Origin of the sequence: Nocardia sp. NPDC047038, assembly GCF_040644075.1 — a bacterium.
Lineage (GTDB): Bacteria > Actinomycetota > Actinomycetes > Mycobacteriales > Mycobacteriaceae > Nocardia > Nocardia sichangensis.
Map to the genome: position 1 here is coordinate 40,903 of NZ_JBEYVQ010000018.1, position 22,240 is coordinate 63,142.

General features: G+C 68.4%; 23 protein-coding genes and 1 tRNA gene. 13 read left to right on the forward strand and 11 right to left on the reverse strand.

The genetic code is table 11. The features are described 5' to 3' along the window. Positions 1-62: 62 nt before the first annotated feature. The 3 genes from ABZ824_RS33925 to ABZ824_RS33935 all read right to left on the reverse strand — a co-directional run bounded on the left by ABZ824_RS33925 (position 63) and on the right by ABZ824_RS33935 (position 3,718). Positions 63-560 (reverse strand): single-stranded DNA-binding protein, encoded by a 498-nt coding sequence (locus ABZ824_RS33925; protein WP_356968265.1) that lies wholly within the window; start codon positions 558-560, stop codon positions 63-65. 159 nt (positions 561-719) lie between these two features. Continuing rightward, on the reverse strand, positions 720-1,688 hold the full coding sequence (locus ABZ824_RS33930) for a serine/threonine dehydratase (protein ID WP_356968267.1): 969 nt from the start codon (positions 1,686-1,688) through the stop codon (positions 720-722). Then, positions 1,685-3,718, reverse strand: coding sequence for a cytochrome c oxidase assembly protein (locus tag ABZ824_RS33935; RefSeq protein WP_356968269.1), 2,034 nt, complete (start codon positions 3,716-3,718; stop codon positions 1,685-1,687). The genes ABZ824_RS33930 and ABZ824_RS33935 overlap by 4 nt, the downstream gene beginning before the upstream one ends. A 199-nt stretch (positions 3,719-3,917) precedes the next feature. Between ABZ824_RS33935 and ABZ824_RS33940 the strand changes: the two genes are divergently transcribed. The 4 genes from ABZ824_RS33940 to ABZ824_RS33955 all read left to right on the forward strand — a co-directional run bounded on the left by ABZ824_RS33940 (position 3,918) and on the right by ABZ824_RS33955 (position 7,505). After that, positions 3,918-3,991 (forward strand) — tRNA-Arg (locus ABZ824_RS33940). 285 nt (positions 3,992-4,276) lie between these two features. Next, the gene (locus ABZ824_RS33945; protein ID WP_355075907.1) at positions 4,277-5,248 is read left to right on the forward strand and encodes an Lrp/AsnC family transcriptional regulator; all 972 of its coding nucleotides are present in this window, start codon (positions 4,277-4,279) and stop codon (positions 5,246-5,248) included. Positions 5,249-5,408: 160 nt separating this feature from the next. Continuing rightward, positions 5,409-6,281: a VOC family protein gene (locus ABZ824_RS33950; protein ID WP_356968272.1), complete on the forward strand. Its 873-nt coding sequence runs from the start codon at positions 5,409-5,411 to the stop codon at positions 6,279-6,281. A 3-nt stretch (positions 6,282-6,284) separates the two neighbouring features. After that, a complete protein-coding gene (locus ABZ824_RS33955; protein ID WP_356968274.1) occupies positions 6,285-7,505 on the forward strand; it encodes a carboxylesterase family protein in 1,221 nt (406 codons plus the stop codon). A 31-nt stretch (positions 7,506-7,536) separates the two neighbouring features. Here the strand turns inward: ABZ824_RS33955 and ABZ824_RS33960 are convergent, their stop codons facing one another. Then, the gene (locus ABZ824_RS33960) at positions 7,537-8,526 is read right to left on the reverse strand and encodes a zinc-binding alcohol dehydrogenase family protein (RefSeq protein ID WP_355075903.1); all 990 of its coding nucleotides are present in this window, start codon (positions 8,524-8,526) and stop codon (positions 7,537-7,539) included. A gap of 86 nt (positions 8,527-8,612) precedes the next feature. Here ABZ824_RS33960 and ABZ824_RS33965 point away from each other — a divergent pair, with 86 nt between their 5' ends. After that, complete coding sequence (locus ABZ824_RS33965) at positions 8,613-8,942, forward strand: metalloregulator ArsR/SmtB family transcription factor (protein WP_356968276.1); 330 nt, start codon at positions 8,613-8,615, stop codon at positions 8,940-8,942. 124 nt (positions 8,943-9,066) lie between these two features. Here ABZ824_RS33965 and ABZ824_RS33970 read toward each other — a convergent pair whose 3' ends face one another. Then, positions 9,067-9,471, reverse strand: a complete 405-nt coding sequence (locus ABZ824_RS33970; protein WP_356968278.1) for a group 1 truncated hemoglobin — start codon at positions 9,469-9,471, stop codon at positions 9,067-9,069. 141 nt (positions 9,472-9,612) lie between these two features. Then, a complete protein-coding gene (gene ectB / locus ABZ824_RS33975) occupies positions 9,613-10,869 on the reverse strand; it encodes a diaminobutyrate--2-oxoglutarate transaminase (protein WP_356968280.1) in 1,257 nt (418 codons plus the stop codon). A gap of 227 nt (positions 10,870-11,096) precedes the next feature. On the opposite strand from ectB, the gene ABZ824_RS33980 reads away from it, so the two are divergent. From ABZ824_RS33980 to ABZ824_RS33990, 3 genes are read left to right on the forward strand one after another with little or no spacing between them, the layout of a single operon-like run. Further along, positions 11,097-11,870, forward strand: a complete 774-nt coding sequence (locus ABZ824_RS33980; protein ID WP_356968282.1) for an ABC-2 family transporter protein — start codon at positions 11,097-11,099, stop codon at positions 11,868-11,870. Beyond that, positions 11,863-12,690, forward strand: a complete 828-nt coding sequence (locus ABZ824_RS33985) for an ABC-2 family transporter protein (RefSeq protein WP_356968284.1) — start codon at positions 11,863-11,865, stop codon at positions 12,688-12,690. The genes ABZ824_RS33980 and ABZ824_RS33985 overlap by 8 nt, the downstream gene beginning before the upstream one ends. Further along, positions 12,687-13,673, forward strand: coding sequence for an ATP-binding cassette domain-containing protein (locus ABZ824_RS33990; RefSeq protein ID WP_356968286.1), 987 nt, complete (start codon positions 12,687-12,689; stop codon positions 13,671-13,673). The genes ABZ824_RS33985 and ABZ824_RS33990 overlap by 4 nt, the downstream gene beginning before the upstream one ends. A gap of 25 nt (positions 13,674-13,698) precedes the next feature. On the opposite strand, the gene ABZ824_RS33995 is transcribed toward ABZ824_RS33990, so the two are convergent. Then, positions 13,699-14,376, reverse strand: coding sequence for a DUF4389 domain-containing protein (locus ABZ824_RS33995; RefSeq protein WP_356968288.1), 678 nt, complete (start codon positions 14,374-14,376; stop codon positions 13,699-13,701). 238 nt (positions 14,377-14,614) lie between these two features. Here ABZ824_RS33995 and ABZ824_RS34000 point away from each other — a divergent pair, with 238 nt between their 5' ends. The 3 genes from ABZ824_RS34000 (at position 14,615) to ABZ824_RS34010 (ending at position 17,545) form a co-directional block, all read left to right on the forward strand. Further along, complete coding sequence (locus tag ABZ824_RS34000) at positions 14,615-15,031, forward strand: hypothetical protein (protein WP_355075889.1); 417 nt, start codon at positions 14,615-14,617, stop codon at positions 15,029-15,031. A gap of 106 nt (positions 15,032-15,137) precedes the next feature. Beyond that, positions 15,138-16,310, forward strand: coding sequence for a PLP-dependent cysteine synthase family protein (locus tag ABZ824_RS34005; protein ID WP_356968290.1), 1,173 nt, complete (start codon positions 15,138-15,140; stop codon positions 16,308-16,310). Further along, a complete protein-coding gene (locus tag ABZ824_RS34010; RefSeq protein WP_356968292.1) occupies positions 16,307-17,545 on the forward strand; it encodes an MFS transporter in 1,239 nt (412 codons plus the stop codon). The genes ABZ824_RS34005 and ABZ824_RS34010 overlap by 4 nt, the downstream gene beginning before the upstream one ends. 43 nt (positions 17,546-17,588) lie before the next feature. On the opposite strand, the gene ABZ824_RS34015 is transcribed toward ABZ824_RS34010, so the two are convergent. Then, complete coding sequence (locus tag ABZ824_RS34015; protein ID WP_356968294.1) at positions 17,589-17,867, reverse strand: hypothetical protein; 279 nt, start codon at positions 17,865-17,867, stop codon at positions 17,589-17,591. A 429-nt stretch (positions 17,868-18,296) separates the two neighbouring features. Between ABZ824_RS34015 and ABZ824_RS34020 the strand changes: the two genes are divergently transcribed. Continuing rightward, complete coding sequence (locus tag ABZ824_RS34020) at positions 18,297-18,827, forward strand: DUF4254 domain-containing protein (RefSeq protein WP_356968296.1); 531 nt, start codon at positions 18,297-18,299, stop codon at positions 18,825-18,827. Here the strand turns inward: ABZ824_RS34020 and ABZ824_RS34025 are convergent, their stop codons facing one another. Genes ABZ824_RS34025 through ABZ824_RS34035 form a run of 3 tightly spaced genes read right to left on the reverse strand, consistent with a single transcriptional unit; the run spans position 18,828 to position 21,436 of the window. Next, the gene (locus ABZ824_RS34025; protein WP_355075879.1) at positions 18,828-19,145 is read right to left on the reverse strand and encodes a hypothetical protein; all 318 of its coding nucleotides are present in this window, start codon (positions 19,143-19,145) and stop codon (positions 18,828-18,830) included. It lies immediately after the preceding gene. Next, positions 19,146-20,294, reverse strand: a complete 1,149-nt coding sequence (locus tag ABZ824_RS34030) for an acyl-CoA desaturase (protein ID WP_356968299.1) — start codon at positions 20,292-20,294, stop codon at positions 19,146-19,148. Between the two features lie 20 nt (positions 20,295-20,314). Then, positions 20,315-21,436 carry a ferredoxin reductase gene (locus tag ABZ824_RS34035; RefSeq protein WP_355075875.1) on the reverse strand — a complete coding sequence of 374 codons (1,122 nt, stop codon included), beginning with the start codon at positions 21,434-21,436 and terminating at the stop codon, positions 20,315-20,317. 172 nt (positions 21,437-21,608) lie between these two features. Here ABZ824_RS34035 and ABZ824_RS34040 point away from each other — a divergent pair, with 172 nt between their 5' ends. Next, entirely contained in the window at positions 21,609-22,229 is a 621-nt protein-coding gene (locus tag ABZ824_RS34040; protein WP_355075873.1) for a TetR family transcriptional regulator, read from the forward strand. Positions 22,230-22,240: the final 11 nt, after the last annotated feature.

Below are 22,240 nucleotides of genomic sequence, written 5' to 3' on the forward strand. Positions count from 1 at the left end.
TGCGAGAGATGGGGGGACGAAGCAGAGCTACCCTGCCGCCGGGACGAAAACCGGCCATGCGATCAAGCGTCGACCGGCTCGGGCGCGCTGCCGCGCGGCGGTGCCGAATCGGCGGCAACGATATTCTCCCCCGGCGCGTCGCCCACCGGCACCTGACCTTCAGCGCTCGCGATCGCGGAAGTATTCCGTGGCGGCAGGTCGGACAGCCGCGTCAGGTGCGCGACACAGCGGGACAGGTCCGGTCCGACCGCGGTGGCGCGCATCTCCAGATCCCGTCGCTCCACACCGTCCTTGCTCCGGTACTCGTGGGAGCGCAGCTGGCCGTAGGCGATGATCGGATCGCCGCGCCGCAGTGACGCGTCGACACCTGCCACCAGCCTGCGCCAGCAGCTGACGGTGAGATAGAGGGTGCCGTTGTCCACCCATTGCCCCGACGTCTGGTCCAATCGGCGGGAATTGCTTGCCAACCGGAAGGTGACCACCTGCTCGCCATTGGTCAGATCACGCTTGACCGGATGGGTGGCGATCGTTCCGATCACGGTCGCATTCGCCTCGTACATAGCTACGCTCCTTCACATTCGGATCCGGAACCGCCCGGAATGTCCTCCCCCTCCAGGAGGCACTTCCAGCGTGCGCCGATTTCGCGGACCCGAGCGATCCGATCCGGGAATGTGCACAACTTCCCGAAATGTGAAGACCGAGCTTTCACGCCCGCGTGGTCAGAACACCGCCACGTCGGTATTGGCGCCGCAGAGGACCACGACCGGTCGCTCGTCCGGCGCGGGAACGTAGACGCCGCTGTGCACTGCGGCCAGCGCCGTGGCGCCGGACACTTCCACCAGGATGCGGAATTCGCGCCACAGATATTCCCGCGCCGCGCTGATCGCGTCGTCGCTGACCAGCACCGAGCGCACGCCGTGGCGGCGGGCGACGTCGAGTGCGATGTCACCGATCCGGGTCGGTCCCAGCGAGTCGACGGTGATCCCGGACCCGACAATGTCCACCGGACGCTCGGCCGCCAACGCCGCGCGCAGGATCGCGGCGCCGTCGGGTTCCACCCCGATCACCCGCTGACGCCGCCCGACCGCGGCCGCGATGCCCGCGACCAGTCCGCCACCGCCCACCGCGGCCAGCACCGGCGGCCGACCACGTACCTGCTCCTCGAGTTCCAGCCCCACCACACCGATGCCCGCGACCACCGCGGGCAGGTCGTAGCCGTGCAGCAGCAGCGCGCCCCGTTCGGTGGCCAGCTCGGTCGCGTGCTGCAAGGCCTCGGCGTAGCAGGTGCCGTGCCAGAGCACCTCCGCGCCGTGCGACCACATCGCGGCGACCTTGGTGTGCGGCGCCGTCTCCGGGACGACGACGGTGCAGGATTTTCCGAGCCGCGCCGCGGCCAGCGCCGCCGCGATACCCGCGTTGCCGCCGGAGGCGATCACCACCTGATCGACCCCGGCGCCCGACTCGAGCAGCGCGTTGAGGCTGCCGCGTACTTTGAACGTCCCGCCGTGCTGGAGGTGCTCGAGCTTGATCGTCACCGGGACGGGACCGGACGGGCTCGCGATGGAGGTGTGGAAGACCGGCGTCTTACGGATCTGCCCCGCCAGCCGCTTGCGTGCGGATCGCACGTCCGACCGGTCCACCCGCCCGGCCGGTCTGTGTGGGGAGACCGTGGTGGCGCGTTCACTCACTTACGCACTTCTCCATCTCGCTTGGCCAGTTCGGCGAACATCGCGTTGTGTGCGGCGAGTGCGGCGTCGTTGTCGCGTTCGGCGGCTCGATCGGTGCGCTGCGCGAGTCGCTGATCGCTGCGCGACCATTGGATCAGCAACGCCAGCATCACCACCACCAGGGGGACCTCACCGCTCGCCCACGCGAGGCTGCCGCCGGTGCGCTGGTCGCCGAGCAGATCGCCGTTCCAGCCGAGACCGAGGCCGTGGTAGAACCAGCCGCCGAGCACCGTGGTCATGCTCATCAGCGCGATGCCGAAGAACGCGTGGAACGGCAGCGAGCCGAACACCATGGCGAGCTTGGTCAACGGCTCCACCTGCCTCGGCTTGGGATCGATGCCGATCACCACCCAGTAGAACAGGTAACCGCTGAGCAGGAAGTGCACGTTCATCAGCAGGTGCGCCGCGTGCGAGTCGGCGTAGGCGTCGAAGATGCCGCCCAGGTACAGCGCGTAGAAGCCGCCGACGAAGATCGCCGACGCCACGATCGGGTGGGTCAGGAAACGCGAGACCGGGTTGTGTACCGCGGCCAGTAGCCATTCCCGCGGACCCGGCACGCCACCGCGGCCGGCCGGCGGCAGCGCGCGCAGCGCCAGCGTCACCGCGCCACCGAGCGCCAACAGGATCGGCGCGAGCATGGACAGCGCCATATGGGCTCCCATATGCACGCTGAACATCGCGGGGGAGTACCGGCCGACGCCGGAAGAGGTGGCGACGAGCAGCACCACACAACCGGACAGCCAGGCGAACGTCCGCCCGGCCGGCCACGCGTCACCCCGCGCTCGCAGCCGCCGCACGCCGAGCAGGTACAGCACCGCGAGCACGATGGACAGCGTTCCGAAGATCAGATCGAACCGCCAGTCGAACACCAGGCGGGCGAAGCTGGGCGGCCCGGCCAGGTTGTAGCCCAGCTCCACTTCGACCGGCGTCGGAACGGAATCCGGCGGTGGCGGCGGCGTACGGCCGAGCCCGACCGCGAGGCCGATGGTCGCGGCGAAGATCAATACTTCGACGCCCGCGTACCGCACCAGGGCCGACCGGTCGCCGGGATCGGCCGCCAAGGCGGGCAACGAGGCGCGGCGCTGCACGTAACCGAACACACCGAGCACCGCCAGCGCGGCGGCCTTGGCCAGCACCAGCCTGCCGTAGGTGCTGGAGAGCAGTTCGTCCAGCGGCACGCGGACCCAGGAGTTGATCACGCCGCTGACCGCGATCACGGCGAAGGCGACCGTGGCGGTCGACGAGAAACGCCGGGCCGCGACGTCGGTGTACGCACCGCCGCGCAGGGCGTGCGCGAGCACCGCGAACAGGCCGCCGACCCAGACGGCGGACGAGATCAGATGCAGGATCAGGCTGTTGGTCGCCACGTCGTGCGACCCGCCCGAGGAGGAATGGCCGGTCAACGCCAGCGGCATCATGGTGGCGATCGCGGCCCCGAGCAGGACCGGAGTCCAGCCCCAGCGCAACGCGAGGCGGCAGCCCACGGCGACGATCAGGGCGAAAACGACGGTCGTCCGCCAAGCTCCGGCCAACTCGATTCGATCGATCGCCTGCCACAGTTCCTGCGGGCGCAGAACATCCCCCACCGGCCGTCCGGTGGTGTCCGAAACCGTCAGCGGCACCAGCAGCGCCGCGCAACACGCCCAGACCACCGCGAAATTCGACGCCCTGCGCACCGCGCGATACCCGCCGACGTCCAGCAGCCCGTTCGACTGCGGCGGCGCCAGGAAGGCCGCGAAAAACAGCGAGCCGACTGTCAGCGCGGCCGACAGGTCGGCGAGCGCCCGGACCGCGGGCAGTCCGTAGGTGGTCGCCGGACCCGGGTCGGGGATGCCGAGCAGGCTCAGTGCCTGCGCCGCCGACAACCCCACCACCAGCGCCGCGACCACGGCCGCGATGGCGCCGGCCAGCGCGGTGATCGTGCCGAACGTCGCCCCCGACCGAGCGGCCTCGACTCGGGGAGCGGCGGACGAGGTGGGGGCGGAGGACATACGACTGAGCGTAGTTCGGCGAGTATTCCGTGGCCCGGTCGGGTTTGTACCGATATCCTTGGCCCCGATCACCACGGCGCGTCACCTACTGTTCGGGATGGCTGAAACGTTGCTAACGCTAAGAATCCGGCCACCTGGACGCTCGCTATAATCGACTCGCTGGACAGCACGGCCAATGTCGGCCATCGTAGAACCCGCTGCCTCCGTAGCTCAGTTGGATAGAGCAAGGGCCTTCTAATCCCTAGGTCGCAGGTTCGATTCCTGCCGGGGGCGCAACAACCCCTGTGACCTGTACATACAACGGGTCACAGGGGTATTACCCACCGAGCGCGACGCTCAAACACCAAAGAACATTGCCCGGTCGGCTTCCCTATCCGGAGCGTAATTTCGACGATCCGGCCGAGTTCGCCGACCACTTCGCGACCGAGTTGCGGCACCGCTTCGGAGCAGTCGGCCAGGAAGTACGGCGGCACGCCGAAGGTGGCCCGGAAGATCGCCGTGGGTGAGCACGCCCACGATGAGAATTCGGTCGCGGAGGGCCGCAGTACGCTGTCGCCGGTGAGTTCTCCGGTCCTGGACCACATCGATCGCGCGATCGTGCACGCGCTGCACATCGACGGGCGCGCACCGTTCAGCCGCATCGCAGCGGTGCTCGGCGTGTCCGATCAGACGGTCGCACGGCGGTACCGCAGGCTGCGCGCCACCGGGCAACTGCGGGTGGTCGGCCTGCCGAACGCCCGGCGACTGGGGTGGGTGGAGTGGTTCGTCCGGGTCCAGGTGACCCCCGACGCGGCGGTGGCTGTCGCCGATGCGCTGGCCCGGCGGCCGGATACCTCGTGGGTCTGCCTCACCTCGGGCGGCACGCAGATCGTCTGCGTCACCCGCACCCGCAGTTCTCGGGAGAGCGATGCCCTGCTGCTCGGGCAGTTGCCGAAGACGCCGCGGGTCACCGGCGTCACCGCGCACTGCCTGCTGCGTGTCTTCGCGGGCGGTCCGGCCGGCTGGCACGGCCGGGCCGACTCGCTCACCGCCGAGCAGATCGCCGCACTGGCCCCGTCTCAACAGGCGTCGACAGCGCCTGCGGAGGGCGACGAGGAATTGTTCGCCATCCTCGCGCAGGACGGTCGCGTCGGTTACTCCGACATCGCCCGGGCGACCGGGTGGTCCGAGATGACCGCCAAACGCCGCCTGGCCCAGTTACGCGAGTGCGGTGCGTTGTTCTTCGACGTGGATATCGATCCGGTACTGCTGGGATTCGAGACGCTGGCGATCCTGTGGCTGACCGTCGACCCGGCACGGGTGCGGCAGGCCGCCGAGGCGATCGCCGCGCATCCCGACGTCGCATTCGCCGCCGCCACCACCGGCCCCACCAACCTGCTGCTGTTCGCGGCCTGCCGCGATGTGGACGCCCTCTACGACTTTCTCGAACAGGGCATCGGCAACCTGCCGGGCATCCGCGGCGTGGAAAGCGCTCCGGTCATCCGTAACAGCAAGCGAGTCGGCGCAGCCCTCACCCGAACACGCCGCTGAGCGCGACACATACTTCCGCCCTATTCGGTGCTCAGTCTGGGCGGGAGCCGTTGCGTGGCCGGGTGAGCGATTCCACCATTGCAGACGGCAATATGTCGAAATCCCGCAATCAACGGGCGGTGACTGGAACAGGTGCCCCACGGCGGCCCAGCCTTTGAGCATGACCGACATCGATCGCATCGACCACTCCGTCCTCTACACCACCGACATGGATGCCACCGCCGGAACATACGAGGCGCTCGGCTTCACCCTCACGCCGCTGTCCATGCACATGGGCTCGGATCGGCCCGGTGGTGAGCGCAAACCGATGGGTGCGGGCAACCGGTGCGCGCTGTTCGGCTCGACCTACCTGGAACTGCTCGGGCTGTTCGGGGACGGTTCGGTCGATCCGTGGCAGATCCGGCCCCTGATCGCACAGTACGAGGGTCTGCACGGCTGCTCGTTCGGCTGCGCGGACGCCGAAGCGGTCGAGCGCCGGCTGCGCGCGGCCGATCTGTCGTCGTCCGGGGTGCTGCCGCTGCAACGCGACGTGGACACCCCCGACGGCCCGGCGACCGCGCGGTTCGAGGCGGTGCACCTCGACCGCGCGCTGACCCCCGAGGGGCTGATCCACATCGCCCGGCATCTGACGCCCGAACTGATCCATCAGCCCCGCTACCTGGACCACGCCAACGGCGCCACCCACTTGCACAGCGTGCTGCTCGTCGTGGACGACACGGAACTGGCGGCGACCGTCGACCGCTACGCCCGCATCCTCGACGTCCGGCCGCTGACCGAGGCGCCGCTGACGGTCCTGCCGCTGACAGTGGGCCGGATGGAGATCGTCGCGGTCTCCGACTTCGAGGCGGTCCTGCCCGGGGAGCCGGTGCCCGCACTGCCCTACCTCGGGGGCCAGGCCGTCGCCGTCGCCGATCTCGACGCCGCGCGGAAACTGGTGGTGGGCAACGGTTTCACCGTGCGCGAGCTGCCCGGGGGATTCTTTGTCGGGGCTGCCGAGGCCCGCGGCGGGGCGGTCGCCTTCCTGGCGGCATGAGCGATGAACGAATTGGTACACGCGCCCGCCGGGGCATTGCGCGGTGTCACCAGCGGGTCGGTGACCGCGTTTCGCGGCATCCCGTTCGGCCGGGCCGCGCGGTTCGCCGCGCCGGGGCCCGCTGCCGCCTGGACCGGGATACGCGATGCTCGGCGGCCGGGTCCGGCGTCTCCACAGCCACGCTCGCGGCTGGAACGGGTGATGGGGCCGGGCAGTGCTCTCGACCGAAGCGAGGACTGCCTGTCGCTGAACGTATGGACACCGGGCGGCACCGGGCTGCCGGTGCTGGTCTGGCTGCACGGCGGCGGGTTCTCCAGCGGTTCGGGCGCCGAAGCCTGGTACGACGGCTCCCTGTTGGCCGAGCGTGGGCGGATGGTGGTCGTCACGGTCAACTACCGGCTCGGCGCATTGGGGTACCTGTACTTGGCGCCGGAATACGGCCCGCCCAATGTGGGCTTGCTGGACCAGGTCGCGGCGTTGCGCTGGGTGCGGGAGAACATCGCGGCGTTCGGCGGCGACCCGAGACGCGTCACGCTGGCAGGTCAGTCGGCCGGGGCGCTGTCGGCGCTCGCACTGCTCCGCCACCCGGCCGGTGTAGGGCTGTTCCGGCAGGTCATCTTGCAGAGCACGCCGACAGGGACGCGGCCGTACGCCCCGGCCGCGGCCGCCGGGATCGGGCGGCAATTCCTCGAGGTACTCGGCCTGCACCCCGAGAAGGCGGATCGGCTACGGGCCGTGTCGATCGGCCGATTGCTGTCCGCGCAGGGAGAGCTGGCCCGGCGGCGGGCCGTACCGCTGGACGTGACACCGCCGTTCCAACTGGTCGCCGCGGGCGGGGTGTCCGCCGACCTGGTGGGCGGACTGCCCCATGACCTGCCGATGCTGGTCGGCACGACCCGCGACGAAGCCCGCGCGTTCTTCCCCGACGGGCCTGCGGAGCTGACCGAACGGTTCTTCGGCCTCGACGGCCTGCCGACCCGATCGGCCTTCGCTTTCCGGTTCGACTGGTCTCCGCCGGACAGCCTGTTCCGAGCCTGCCACTGCATCGACCTGCCCTTCGTGTTCGGCCGTCTCGAGGCCTGGCGCACGGCGCCGATGCTGGCCGGCGCGGACCCGGCCGACCTGCGGCGACTGACCATGAAGGTGCAGCAGGCCTGCGCTGCGTTCGTGCACACCGGTGATCCAGGCTGGGCCGGGTTCCCGCACATCGAGCACTTCGTCTAGGTCCGTGTCTCGAGCCGAGATCACCGAAGCCTCACTCGCCGCCGATCGCGACGACGTACTTGCCGGAACCTCGTCCAGTGGCAAGCAGATCGTGTATTTCAGCGACCCGGTCCAGCGAGTCGACCACCGTCACCGGCAGTTCCAGTCCGCCGTCACCGACCTTGGCCAGACCGTCGGCGAGGGCCGCGGCGACTCTGTGCGGCACCGTGTCCCGCAGCCGGCTGATGCTGAACCCGATCAGGGCGACGTTGCCGCCGATGAGCCGGGCCAACGGCGGCAACGGCGTGGGCGTGCCACCGGTCGCGTTGCCGAACAGTACGATTCGCGCACCGGGCGCGGCCAGTTCCAGGTCGAGCTCGAGATTCGCGGTACCGGTCGGATCGAGGATGACGTCCACCCCGCCCGGGGCCGCGGCCCGCACCGCGGCGACGACATCCTCGCCGCGCGCGGTGACGACATCCCACCCCGCCGCGAGCCCGTCCGCGATCTTGTCCGGCCTGCCCACCGTGCCCAACCGCGGGCCCGCGCCCTCGGCGGCCGCCAGTCGCGCGACCGCGTGGCCGACTCCCCCGCTGGCCGAGTGCATGAGCACCGAGTCGCCGGGCCGCAGCCGGGCGGCATCGCGCAGCAACAACGTGGCGGTCGACAGCACCAGCGGCGCGGCGGCCGCGACCGGTAGCGGTACGGCGGCGGGTACCGCGGTGACCACGTCGGCGGAAGCGAGTGCGACCTCGGCCAGCCCGCCCGCGCGGGTCAACGCGGCGACGCGGTCTCCGACGGCGAAACGGTCGACCCCCGCGCCGAGCGCGCGCACCCGGCCCGCCACCTCCAGCCCGGGCGTGTACGGCCAGCCGGAGGCATATCCCGCGTCGCCGCGTCGCGCCATGACATCCATGAAGTTGATACCGGCGTAGGCGACCTCGATCGCCAGCTCGCCCGGACCCGGGCGCGGCTCGTCGGTCGTGACGACCCGCGTCGTGGTCGCATCCGGCGCCGGACCGGTCAGCTGCACTGCCCGCATGAGGACCCCTTATTCGATGTTCGATGTTCGTCGAACATAGAATAAGCACGGTAGCCTGGTTTCACCAAGGGGGAAGGAGTGCGCACATGGCCCGATCGCAACGGAACACGGCACCACCGCGGCACCCCGACGTCGCCGAGCTGGACCTCCTCGACATCCTGCACGCGCTGTCCGACCGGACCAGAATGACGATCGTGCGGACGCTGTGGACCGGGCCGGAGCGGGTTTGCGGCACCTTTCCCGTGGATGTCGCGCCCTCGACGCTCAGCCATCACTTCCGTGTCCTACGCGAAGCCGGCCTGATCCACCAGCGAGACGAAGGCACCAAGCGCTGGACATCACTGCGCCGCAACGATATCGAGGCCCGGTTCCCCGGCCTCGTCGGCCACATAGTCGACGCCTTCGAACGCGCGTGAATCACACCGCGGTGCGCGGCCGCCAGGACCCGAAAACTGCGGCGACTACGGCGTTCGGCGCGGACCGCAGTCGCCGAGCCCGCCTGCCCGCCACCGGCAGCGGGCACGCCACCGGACCCGGCGGCTAGATCGTCGCGGTCGACGAGGCGATGTCGTCGGCCAGCGGGGCGATGGCGCCCAGGATCTGGGCGACCAGATCGGCGGGCACACCCGCCGCGGTGAGCGACGCCTCCAGATGCCCCGCCACCAAGCCGAAGTGCTGCATGGTGATACCCCGGCCCTTGTGCACCTGCTTCATCGGAGCACCGGTGTACGGGATGGGACCGCCGAGGGCCGCGGCGAAGAACTCCACCTGTTTTCCCTTCAAGCGCGGCATGTTCGTGCCGGTGAAGAATCCGGCCAGTTCACCGTCGGCGAGCACGCGGGTATAGAAATCTTCCACGACGACCTCGAGTGCCGCGTGACCGCCGATCTGGTCGTAGATGCTGCTGGTTGTCTTGCTCTTCCCGAGCCAGGAGGGCATTCGCATGGCTACCAGGACACCACCGGACTGTTGCGTCCGGATTAGTACAGTGTCGCGACTCTTTTGCCTTCGTCGCAGCGCGATTACTCGCTCCTCACCGCCACGCGGGCATCGCTGAGATAGTTTTGCAACACGTACGGAAAGCCTTCATCCGCACACCGTTTCCATCGCTGCCGCCAATAGCCGGATGCCGTGGTCGATCTCGTCGTCGGCGATCGTCAGGGGCGGCATCAATTTGATCACCTCGTCCATCGAACCGGACGTCTCCACGAGCAAGCCACGATCGAAAGCGGCCCGGCCGACCTTTTCCGCGAGAGACGTGTCCTCGAACGCGACGCCGTGCACCAGACCCCGCCCCCGCGTCGAGACTCCGGGGAAGGTCGAGACGAATTCGCCCAGGGCTCGCGCGATCCGCTCCCCCTTGGCGACGGTCGCGAGTTCCAGTGCGGAATCCGACCAATAGTGCTCGAGCGCGACACGGCCCGTCACGAACGCCGCGTTGTTGCCCCGGAAGGTGCCATTGTGCTCACCGGGCGCCCACTGATCGAGCTCCGGCCGGAACAACACCAACGCCATCGGCAGACCGTAGCCGCCGATCGACTTCGACAACGTCACGATATCGGGCGTGATCCCGGCGACCTCGAAAGAGAAGAACGGCCCGGTACGGCCGCAACCCATCTGCACGTCGTCGACGATCAACAGAATGCCGCGGGCCGAACACAATTCGGCCAGTCCGCGCAACCACTCCGCCCGGGCCACATTGATGCCGCCTTCGCCCTGCACCGTCTCCACGATCACCGCCGCAGGCTTGTCCAACCCCGATGACGGATCATCCAGCGCCTTACGCATCCACTGCAGATCGTCGGCGACACCGAGATACCCGTCGTATGGCATCGGCATCGCGTGCCCGAGCGACACCCCTGCACCCGACCGCTTCGCGGCGTTCCCGGTCACCGCCAGCGCGCCCAGCGACATCCCGTGGAAAGCGTTGGTGAAGCTCAGCACGGTCTGCCGCCCGGTCACCTTGCGCGCGAGCTTCAACGCGGCCTCGACCGCGTTGGCTCCGGTCGGCCCGGGGAACTGGACTTTCCAATCCAGCCCGCGCGGGGCGAGGACGTTGTCGCGCAACACTTCCAGCAACCGCCGCTTGGCGACGGTGGACATGTCCAGCCCGTGGGTGATGCCGTCCCCGGCGATGTAGTCGAGCAGCGCCCGCTTGAGTACGGGGTTGTTGTGGCCGTAGTTGAGCGAGCCCGCGCCCGCGAAGAAATCCAGGTACTCCTTGCCGTTCTCGTCGCGCAACCACGCTCCGCTGGCGGTGTCGAAGACGGCGGGCCAGCAGCGACAGTACCCGCGCACGTTCGATTCGAGTGCCTCGAAAACAGTCATCTCGGCGACGGTCATCGGCGTTCCTTACTCGTCGTGCGCGAGCGCTCCACAATCTGAAGTGAGAGTGTTTCTAACATCGACGCAGTCCGGATGTGGCCTTTTCTTCAAAACGCGCCGAAGCCTTTCCCGCTCCGCGCCGCGGCCAGTAGAGTCAACTCCTTGTGCGCGGCAGACCGGAGGGGGGCGGACAGCGTGCCGTCAGGGAACGATTTCGCAGCGCCGTCGCCCTCTACACATCCCTCGTGGGCGCCGGATTCCGCAGACAGTGGCAATACAAAATGGCCATGTTCGCGGGGCTGTTCACCAACTGCGTGTTCGGGTTCGTCCGCGCGGCCGTCCTCGCCGCGGCGGTGGATGCCGCGGGCGACTTCGGCGGGTACGACCGGGGCAGCATCGGCGCCTACGTGTGGCTCTCCCAAGGGCTGCTCGGCGCGGTGCAGTTCATGGGACCGCTGGGACCGCTGGACGATCGGGTCAAGAACGGCGACATCGCCATCGATTTCCTGCGCCCGGTCGACATCCAATGCGGTTATCTCGCCGACGATCTCGGGCGCGCGGCGTGCACTTTCCTGCCCCGCGGAGTGCCGAGCGTGCTGGTGGGCACCCTCACCTTCGGGCTGGCGATGCCGGTCACCTTCGGCCCCTACCTCCTCGGAGCGGTGAGTGTCCTACTGGCGGTGGTCATCTCGTTCCTGTGCCGGTTCCTCGTGGTGCTGATCGGATTCTGGGTCGTGGAAACCCGCGGCATCCGGGTGCTGTACTACGCCGCGGGCACGTTCCTGGCCGGACTGTTCGTGCCGGTGCACATGTTCCCATCGTGGCTGGGCGCCATCGCGACGGCCACGCCTTTCCCGTCGATTCTGCAATCTCCGATCGACGTGCTCTCGGGACGGATCACCGGCGCGGAAGCACTCTCGGTCGTCGGGATCCAAGTGTTCTGGGTGGTGGTCACCGCGATCGCCGGACGCGTGCTGCTCGTCGCGGGCCGACGCAGGCTGGAGGTGCAGGGTGGGTGACATCGTTGCCCCGCGCACCGAGTCGTGGTCGACGCCCTACGTGGCCGTGTTGCGCTCCAGGATCCGGGCGCAGCGCAGCTACCGGTTGTCGTTCGCCAGTGAGCTTCTGAGCGCATTTCTGGTGGGCCTGGTCGAATTGGCCGAGGTGTGGCTCATCTTCCGCACCGCACGCGTCCTCGGCGGCCTCGACCTGGACGGCGCACTGCTTCTGTTCGGGTTGAGCAACACGAGTTTCGCGCTGTCCCAGGTGCTTTTCGGCCACCTCGACACGCTGCCGGTGCTGATCCGGATGGGCCAGCTCGACGCCTACCACCTGCGGCCGCAACCACTGCTGCTGCAATTGATCACCAGCGACATCTCCCTGCGCCGGTTCGCTCGCGCCTCGGTCTCGATCGTCGCGCTGGTGACCGGTGCGGCACGCAACGACATCGCCTGGAGTTCGACCACGGCCGCGCTGCTCGCACTCACGCTGGTCGGCGGTATCGCGCTGTTCGGCGGGGTGTTCGTCTGCGCCGCCGGATTGCAGTTCTATCTGATCGACGGCTCCGAGCTCACCAACAGTTTCACTTACGGCGGCTCGTTCGCGGCGACGCAACCGGCGTCGGTGTTCCCCACCCCCATGCGGCTGCTGTTCGGGTTCGCGATTCCGGTCTCGTTCACGGCCTATCTGCCCACCCTCGCGCTGCTCGGCTTGCCCGGCCCTCCGCTGCTGCCCGCCTGGCTGGCCTGGCTCACCCCGGTGGCGGCGCTGTGGGTCTGGCTGCTGGCGCTGGGTTTGTGGCGATCGGGCACTCGGCACTACCAGGGAGGCGGCGGATGAGCACGGGCAGCCCGGAGGCGATCATCGACATGGAGAGCCTCACCAGGCAGTTCATCCTGTATCGCAAAAACGGCCGCCGCTGGCGCAGGCGCCGCGAGACGCTCACCGCCGTCGACGGGATGACCGTCCGGATCGACCGGGGCGCCGCCGTCGGCTACATCGGCGCCAACGGCGCGGGCAAATCCACCACGATCAAAATGCTCACCGGCATCCTGGTCCCCACCGCGGGCACCGTACGCACCTGCGGGCTGGATCCCGTGCGGCAGCGACGTGAACTGGCCGGGCGGATCGGCGTGGTGTTCGGCCAGCGCTCGCAACTCTGGTGGGATCTGCCCCTGCGCGAGTCGTTCTCGATCCTCGCCGCGATCCACCGGTTGGAGCCGGGCGCCGCGCGCAAGCGCGCGCACGAACTGATCGAGCAGCTGGAAATGGCCGACACACTCGACACACCGGTGCGCCAGCTCTCGCTGGGTCAGCGCATGCGCGCGGAAGTCGCCGCGGCACTGCTGCATTCGCCCGAGTTGGTCATCCTGGACGAGCCCACGATCGGCCTCGATGTGCTGTCCAAACAACGGCTGCGCGAGTTCCTGCGCACGGAGCGGGCCGAGCGCGGTACGACCCTGCTGCTCACCACCCACGATATGGGCGATATCGAAAGGCTTTGCGAGCGTGTGCTCGTCGTGGATCACGGCCACTTGGTGTACGACGGGTCGCTGACCGGCCTGGCGGCCACCGTCGGCGCGCGCCGGGTACTGGTGGTCGACCTGGCCGAACCGGCGCCCGACCTCGACGATCTACGCTGCGCCCAGCTGCTCGGCACCGAAGGCGACGGTATGCGGCAGCGGCTGGCCTTCGATCCCGAGCAGATCACGGCCGCGCAATTGCTGGCCGCGGTGTCGGAGCGCGCCGAAGTGCGGGACCTGTCGATCGAGGAGCCCGAGATCGAGGACGTCGTCCGGCGGATATACGAATCCGCCCGCTGAACAGGCGGGCGGATTCGGTACCGGTTCAGTCGGGCTCGCGAGCGCCCTGGTCGAGCCGGAAGGGCGGGTACTCGTCCCGCATCAAACCGGCATAGGCCTGCACGCGGATGATCCAGCGATTGACGCCCATCACGAAGTCGTAGATGCCCTGCGGGTAGCGCGCCGTGAACAGCAACCCGATCAACGCGACGATCAGCAGGATGCTCAGCAACGAGATCGAGCCGCCGCCCCAGTCGTCACCGTCGCTCCCCGCGATCGCGATGCCGCCGCTGAGCACCGCGCCGACGATCAGGTAGTGCGGAACGGCGAGCAGCCACCACTTCACCAGCACCAGGCCGCGGTGCAAGGTCTCCGGATAGTCGATCTCCAGGTCGGCCGGGTAGTCCGCGTTCGGTTGCAGGCTGAACGGCGGGTACTTGTCGGTGCCCAGTACCGAGACCGCGTAGAAAGTCACCCGCCATCCCCAGCGCATGACGCCCACGTTGAAGTCGAACAGTCCCCGCGGGTACTTGCCGGTGATCAGGATGGCGAAGAAGGCCACCACCGTGAGCACGGCGTACGCGATGTGTAGGAAGAACAGCACGACGTAGTGCGGAATCGCCAGTAGCCACTTGACCAGCCACAGCCACCGCGACAGCGCGGAGTCCAGATCGCCTCGAACACGAATCGGGCTGGGCGGCGTGACGGGCTTCTCGAGTTCCATGAGCAACGCTCCTTACGGTTGCTGTGATCCATGCCACAACCAGTAGGTGTCCTGATTGTCGCGTATTCGGCCGCCGGCGAACGGCACCATCTGATACCGACATGCCAACGAATCGGGGTGCATTCGGTCTTCGGCAAACGACCGGCGTTGTGCCGCAGCCGATATCACCCGCACCGCGACCGCATCGTCGTTCCCGCCCGCGGATCGTCGCGCGGGCGAACTTGTACCATCGGACAGCGTGACGTTCGGCGCGCTGCGGCTACCGGTGATCCGGATGATCGTGGCTCTCACGTACACCGTCTGGGTGGTCGCCATGGCGGTGCCCCAGTGCCATGTCTTCGGCCACGCTGTCGCGTCACACGCCCACATCGAAGCGTCCGGGCCCGTCGTGGCCTCTATCGTCTCCCCGGCGATCCTCGTCGACCGGCATCAGCACGCCGCCGAACCGGACCGGCATGTGCCCGCCGATGGTGTGCTCGCCGCCCTTCCGCGCGCTGTCTCGCTGCTGCTGTTGCTGTTGATCGCGTCCGTGTCGGTGCTGCTCGCGGCCCCTGGGTCCGCGCTCGGGGGCGGCGTGCGCGCACCCCCGGTCGCGACCCTCCCGGTGTATCCGGGCAGAGACAGACTCACTCGATTCGGCATCGATCGGAACTGATCGGTCAGCGTCAGGCCGGAGCCTGCCGGGGCCCGGCCGGTGTTCGTGCGAAGTCCGCACTCACACCGTCGCTGCCACAGCGACCGCACAGAATCGACGATTCCTCATGACTTCTGCGCTGCAGAACCCGGCTGTGCCCGATCCGGCTCCCCGCGAACCGGAGCCTGCCCTCGCGAGCCCGGCGAGTCTGCTCACGGCGGCCCAGCGCTGTCCGCGTCCGGCGACCATGGTGGGCAACACGCCCGTGCTCTGGATCACCGAACCGCTCGGCGGCACAACGCGACCGGACGGCCTCGGCTTCTGGGCCAAGCTGGAGGGCGCCAACCCCGGCGGCATGAAGGACCGGCCCGCGCTGCACATGGTCGAGCGCGCCATCGCGCGCGGTGCGCTCGCACCTGGCGCTCCGATCATCGAATCCACCAGCGGCACGCTCGGTCTGGGCCTGGCGCTGGCGGGAATGGTGTATCGCCACCCGGTCACGCTGGTCACCGACCCCGGCTTGGAACCGCTCATGCACCGCATGCTCGCGGCCTACGGTGCGCGGGTGGAACTGGTCACCGAGCCGCACCCCACCGGCGGCTGGCAGCAGGCGCGGCGCGACCGCGTCGCCGAACTGCTGGCGCGCGATCCGCGGGCTTGGTGCCCGGACCAGTACCGCAACCCCGACAACCAGGACGCCTACGAGACCCTGGCGCTCGAGTTGGTCGCCCAGCTGGGCAGGATCGACGTCCTGGTCTGCTCGGTCGGCACCGGCGGCCATTCCGCGGGGATCACCCGCACGCTGCGCCGATACTTTCCGCACCTGCGCTTGGTCGGCGTCGACACGGTGGCGTCCACGATCTTCGGACAGCCCGCGGGGCCACGGCTGATGCGCGGGCTGGGTTCGAGTATCCACCCGGACAACGTCGACTATTCGGCGTTCGACGAGGTGCACTGGGTCGCGCCCGCGGAGGCGGTCTGGGCCTGCCGCAGACTCGCCGCGACACACCACGCCAGCGGCGGCTGGAGCGTCGGCGCGGTCGCCCTGGTCGCGGGCTGGCTCGCCCGCACCGGCGATCCGGCCACGCGGATCGCCGCGGTCTTTCCCGACGGACCGCTGCGCTACTTCGACACGGTGTACAACGACGACTACTGCCGCGAGCACGGCTTGCTCGACGTCGCACCACCCACCGCACCGCTGCGCATCGCGCATCCGTCCGACGCCGTCGCGCTCTCGTGGACCCGGTGCACGACGGTCGTCGATCCCCGCGACGCCGCCGGGAAGGAGCGGACGCGATGACCGATCTGATCGCCACCTACCGCGGCTTCAACCGTCCCAGCCGGATGCTGATGGTCAATCAGTTCGCCATCAACACCGGCTTCTACATGCTGATGCCCTACCTGGCCGGTTACCTGGCCGGTCCGCTCGGGCTGGCCGCGTGGGCGGTCGGGCTCGTCCTCGGTATCCGCAACTTCTCCCAGCAGGGCATGTTCCTCGTCGGCGGCACGCTGGCCGATCGACTCGGCTACAAGCCGCTCATCGTGACCGGATGCCTGCTGCGCACCGGCGGTTTCGCGCTGCTCGCGGTCGCGGACACGCTGCCCGCGCTGCTGGTGGCCTCGGCCGCGACCGGCTTCGCGGGCGCGTTGTTCAACCCGGCGGTCCGCGCGTATCTGGCGGTCGACTCGGGCGAGCGCCGGGTGGAGGCGTTCGCCGTGTTCAACGTCTTCTACCAGGCGGGCATACTGTTCGGCCCGATCGCCGGGCTCGCGCTGATGGCCGTCGACTTCCGTGCGACCGCCACGGGCGCCGCGGTGGTGTTCGGCGTGCTGACGCTGGCCCAGTTACGCGCGCTGCCGCAGCACCGCGCCGAGCCGAAAACCACCTCGGTGCTGGACGATTGGCGCGTGGTGCTGGCCAACCGCCCGTTTCTGCTGTTCGCCGCGGCGATGATCAGTTCCTCGGTCCTGGCCTTCCAGGTCTACCTGGCGTTACCGGTGCACGCCGCACGGATCGCGGGCGACTCGGCCACCGTGCTGATGACGGCGGTGTTCGTACTGTCCGGGTTGATCGCGATCGCCGGGCAACTGCGCATCACCCGCTGGTTCGGGCAGCGGTGGGGCCGCGCGCACAGCCTGGCGCTCGGCATGGCGATACTCGCGTCCGCGTTCGTGCCGCTGGTGGTGATCCCGGGCACCGGCTTCGGCGTGGGGCCCGCGATCGGCGCACTGCTGTTGACCGCGGTCGCGCTGGGAATCGGTGCGGCAGCGGTCTTTCCGTTCGAAATGGACACCGTGGTCGCGTTGTCGGGCAACCGCCTGGTGGCGACGCACTACGGCCTCTACAACACCATCGTCGGTATCGGCATCCTGCTCGGGAATCTGGGCATCGGAACGCTGCTGGACCGCACACGCGAGGCCGGGATGAGCGCACTGGCGTGGGCCGCGCTCGTCGCCGTGGGAGCAGCCGCGGCGGCGGGGCTGTTCGCGCTCGCCCGCTCCGGACGGCTCGACGCACCGCTACCGGTTGGGTGATCGATCGGACCGTCCTGGATGTGCGCATCCGGGACGGTCCGCCTCAGGCCGGTCCGCTCGACTGCGCCGAATACAGGCTGACCTCGCCACCCTCACTGAGAAAAGCGTTGACCAGCATGGTGCGGGTGGTTCGCAGCTCCTCCTCGTCCGGCGCGGCGGTGGTGATCGAGATCTGCGGGATGACCGCCCAGTTGACCACGTAGCGCTCCGGCGGGCCGTCGTCGTCGGACAGCCGGGCGAGACGGAAGACCGAGACGGTCTTGCGGACGATCAGATCACGCACGACCTCCGCGATTCGCTCAGGGTCTTCCAGCGCGAACATGAAGCCGAATGTTAGCTCCGGCGATGACACGTAGGCGGGCACGAATACCGAGGCTAGCCCATGCGGCGGCGGCGCGCAGCGCACGCACCGAATCGGTTGCTGCTCATACGCTCGACAATTTCGAGAACGCCCCGCCGAGCGCCGGTCCGGGTGACCGATCCGTAACGGAATATAACGATTTCCCGGCAGCTTTCGGATTCACAGACCAGAGTATTGCGCGGCTTCGGTTACCGCGCTTTCCTGAAAGTGTCCTGATTTCTCGGACCGTCTTCTCCCGCATCGTCGCGGATTTCCCGGTTTCTCTGCCGTGCTGGTGGAACGCGGGATGGCATCCGGGTGCGGGACTGCGCCGGAGCCGAGGGGCGCCCCTCCCCGAAATCCCCCTCGGCCCTGGCGCATCCAGGATTCGTCGTGTCGCAGAGGTATGTCATGCCCACCGAATACGCTCAGCGCAGTTTCGGAGCCCAAGAGCTGCCGCCGCCCGCCGCACTGCTTCGCGCGATTCGCGAACCCGGCGAGAACCAGCACCGGCACAGCGTGCTGCACGCCGCGCGGAAGCTCGTCGACTGCCATGAGCGACGGCAGCGGGCACTCGAGCGATCACACGCCCCGGAGGCATCCAGCACCCGCGTCGCCGCCTGCGCCCAGCAAGTGGAGGACATCGACGGCTGCCGCGCGGAATGGATCGGGCGGATCGACGCATGGGTGGCGGAGAACGTGCAGCACCGAGAGGGCGCCTCCCTGCATACCGAGACACTCGGCGCGGTCATCGACCGAATCGCGGCCAAATGGGTTTCGGCCCGACACTCTTTGGACGACGAGATCACGACCGGGCCGCACCCGGGGCAGGCGGGCGGTGAGGCCCACCTGCAGTGGTCCAGGCTGGCCGAGCTGGTCGACGGCTATCAGGATCTGATCACCGACGTCATCGAGCATCGGCGCAGGCTGCCGGTCTGGTGATCAGCGCGGCTCGTCGACGCCCGGCTCGACGACCTCGGCGTCGAGGAACGCCTCCGTCGCGTCCGCCCGCGGTTTCGTGACCGTGACCTCGGTCTCGGTGTCGAGGTCACGATCGAGATCCCGCTGTGCCTCCGCGTCCCGCCGCGCCGCGGCCGCCGCCTCGTTCATCTCGATGGCGTCGGTGATCCACTCACCGATCTCCTTGGTGACCTCGGCGACCGTCCCCGTGATGATGTTGGCGATATTGCCGACGTGCCTGGCACCGGAAGACGTCAATTCCTGAATGAGATCCTTGTTGCTCTCGAATTTCCCGATCATTCACACGCCCGCTTCGCTCGCCTTTCGCTGACGCATCACGATAACACCGGGGGACGGTTCGCTCTCGACCCAGCGCGGCGGAAGTGCCAGCTTGAAAATCTTCTTCCACACCGAGCCGATCTGCTTACCGAGCGAGCCGGTGTTGTACGGCAAACCGTACTTTTCACACAATGCGCGGACCGTAGGCGCCATCTCCGGATAACGGCTCGCGGGCAGATCGGGAAAGAGATGGTGTTCGATCTGATGCGACAAATTCCCGGACATGATGTGGAACAGCTTGCTGCCGGTGATGTTGGCCGAGCCGAGCATCTGCCGGATGTACCACTCGCCGCGGGTCTCGTCCGCGGTCTCCTCCTCGGTGAACGTCTGTACGCCGGCCGGGAAGTGACCGCAGAAGATGATGGCGAAGGCCCACACGTTGCGCACCAGGTTGGCGGTGACGTTACCCGCCAGCGTGTGGAAGAACAGCGGTCCGGTCAGCGCGGGGAACACCAGGTAGTCCTTGAGCACCTGCTTGCCCGCCTTGCGCCACTGACCGAGGATCAGGTTCTTGACCTCCGGCCACTTCTTCTTACCCGCCAGGATGTTCTCGACCTCGAGGTCGTGGCCCATCACACCCCACTCGAACAGCATCATGAGCACGAAGGCGTACAGCGGCTGGCCGAGCCGGAGCACGTTCCACGCCTGCGCCTCGTCCATGCGCAGGATGGAGTAGCCGATGTCGCGGTCCTTGTTGTGGATGTTGGTGTAGGTGTGGTGCAGGTAGTTGTGCGAGTGCTTCCACTGGTCGGCCGGGCAGACCGTGTCCCATTCGAACACGCGGGAATTCAGGCCGGGCTCGCGCATCCAGTCGTACTGGCCGTGCATGACGTTGTGGCCGATCTCCATGTTGTCCAGGATCTTCGACACACTCAGCGCCGCCACGGCGGCCAGCCAGAAGGGCGGAAGGAAGCCGAGATACATCAGGCCGCGCCCGGCGATCTCGAATCCCCGCTGCGCCTTGATGATCGAGTACAGGTATTCCCGGTCGCGCTCGCCGAGGTCGGCGACGATGGCCGCGCGCAGCTCGTCGAGTTCACGGCCGAGTTCCTCGATCTGGTCCGGGCTCAGGACCAGCGGTCCGTTCTCGGTTTCGGTCAGGATGGTCATGGTTGGCTCCCCTTCGTGAATCAGATATCGATGTCGACGTCGCCGACCGGCGCGCTGATGCACAGCTGGATCGGCTGGTCGGGGTCGGTGTCGGTCTCGCCGGTGCGCAGATTGCGCGTGCAGCCGGATCGGCGCACCGCTGTGCAGGAGAAGCAGATCCCCATGCGGCAGCCGTACTCGGGCGTGAGACCGGCGGATTCGGCTTGCTCGAGCAACGTGGCTCCGGTGTTGTCGGCGCTCACGCCGCTGGCCGAGAAACTGACGGTGCCGTGTGCGTCGGCGGCGTCCACCGGCGCGACCGACAGCGTGAACTCCTCGGAGTGCAGCCGATCCTCGAGTTGCTCGGCCTGATAGACCGTGCGCACCGCGTCCATCAGCGACGGCGGGCCGCAGACGAAGGTCTGCGCGTCGGCGAACCAAGGCGCGACGCGCTCCAGCTCGTCGTAGTCGAAGTACCCGCTGCCCTTCGGCCGGGCGAGATCCACCCACGGCGCACCGGAATCCGCCCGCGGCGCCAGATCCGGCATGCGATGCGGATAGCGCAGCTCGATGCGGAAGTTCGGATGCCGTGCAGCGATCGCGTCCAGTTCCGCTCGGTGCGGCAGCACAGCGGGCGACTTGGCGTAGTGCAGGAAGACGACCTCGCCCGAATGGTCCTCCGCGGCGAGCGTGCGCAGCATGGACAGCACCGGCGTGATGCCGCTGCCACCGCTGATCAGCAGGACGCGCCGCGGCCGCGACTCGGGTAGCCGGAACACACCGTCGGCGGGTGCCAGGTCGACCACCATGCCGGGGGCGGCGTGACGGTACAGGTACTGCGACACCAAACCGTCCGGATGCGCTTTCACGGTCAGCTCGATATGACGATCCCGACCGCCTTCCGGGTTCACCGGCGAGTAGCACCGCGTGTGCCGCACGCCGTCGATCACCACGCCGATCTGGACGTACTGTCCGGCGACGTGGCCCTGCCAGTGCCGGGTGGGGCGCAGCGTGAGCGTCACCGAGCCGGGCGCCGAGCGGCGCACGTGAGTGATCTCGGCCCGCATGTCCCGCACCGTGAGGGTGGGGCGGACCAGCTCGAGGTACCGATCCAGCGGGTGCGGCGAGGTCAGGGTCTGCACCAAGTTGATGAGATCCACCATTTGTTCTCCGTACCTCTTGTCGGACTGACGACGTGCGGCTGGAATTTCAGTGCACGTCTGTACACTCAACTAGTGTGACGGATGACCGGGGCTAGGTGTCAACCGGCGAAACATGTGACTCGAACTACATCTGGGGATAGGTCGAATGGTGAACGGATGTATGCTCACCGAGATGAGTGAGCAGGCGGCTACCCGAGGCGAACGCAAGGAGCGGACCAGGCAGGCGCTCCTGGACGGCACGCTCGCGCTGGCCGCCGAACGCGGATTCGCCGCGCTCAGCCTGCGGGAGATCGCCCGCTCGGCCGGCATCGTGCCGACGGCGTTCTACCGGCACTTCGCGTCGCTGGAGGACCTCGGCGCCACGCTGGTCGACGACGGCGTCACCGCGCTGCGGCTGGCGCTGCGCGAAGTCCGCCGCAATGCCGACGCGGGCCTGTCGGACACGGTGCGCTTCGTGTTCGCGCAAGTGGGCCCCAAACGTGAGCTGTTCGGCTTCCTCACCAGGGAGCGCCACGGCGGGTCCGCCGCCTTGCGCACGGCCATCGCCCGGGAGATCCAACTGATCGTCCGAGAGCTCGTCGCCGACCTCTCCCGCATCCGGGCCCTGGACTCCTGGACGCCACGAGACCTGGAGATCGCCGCCGACCTGATGGTCAGCACGGTGACCGACGGGATCGCCGCCTACGTGTCGGCCGCGCCGCGCGACGAGCAGGCGATCATCGACCGCACCGTCCAGCAGATGCGTTTGATCGCACTCGGCATGGGCGGCTGGCGGCCACCGAAGCGGCGCTGATCCGCCGCCGA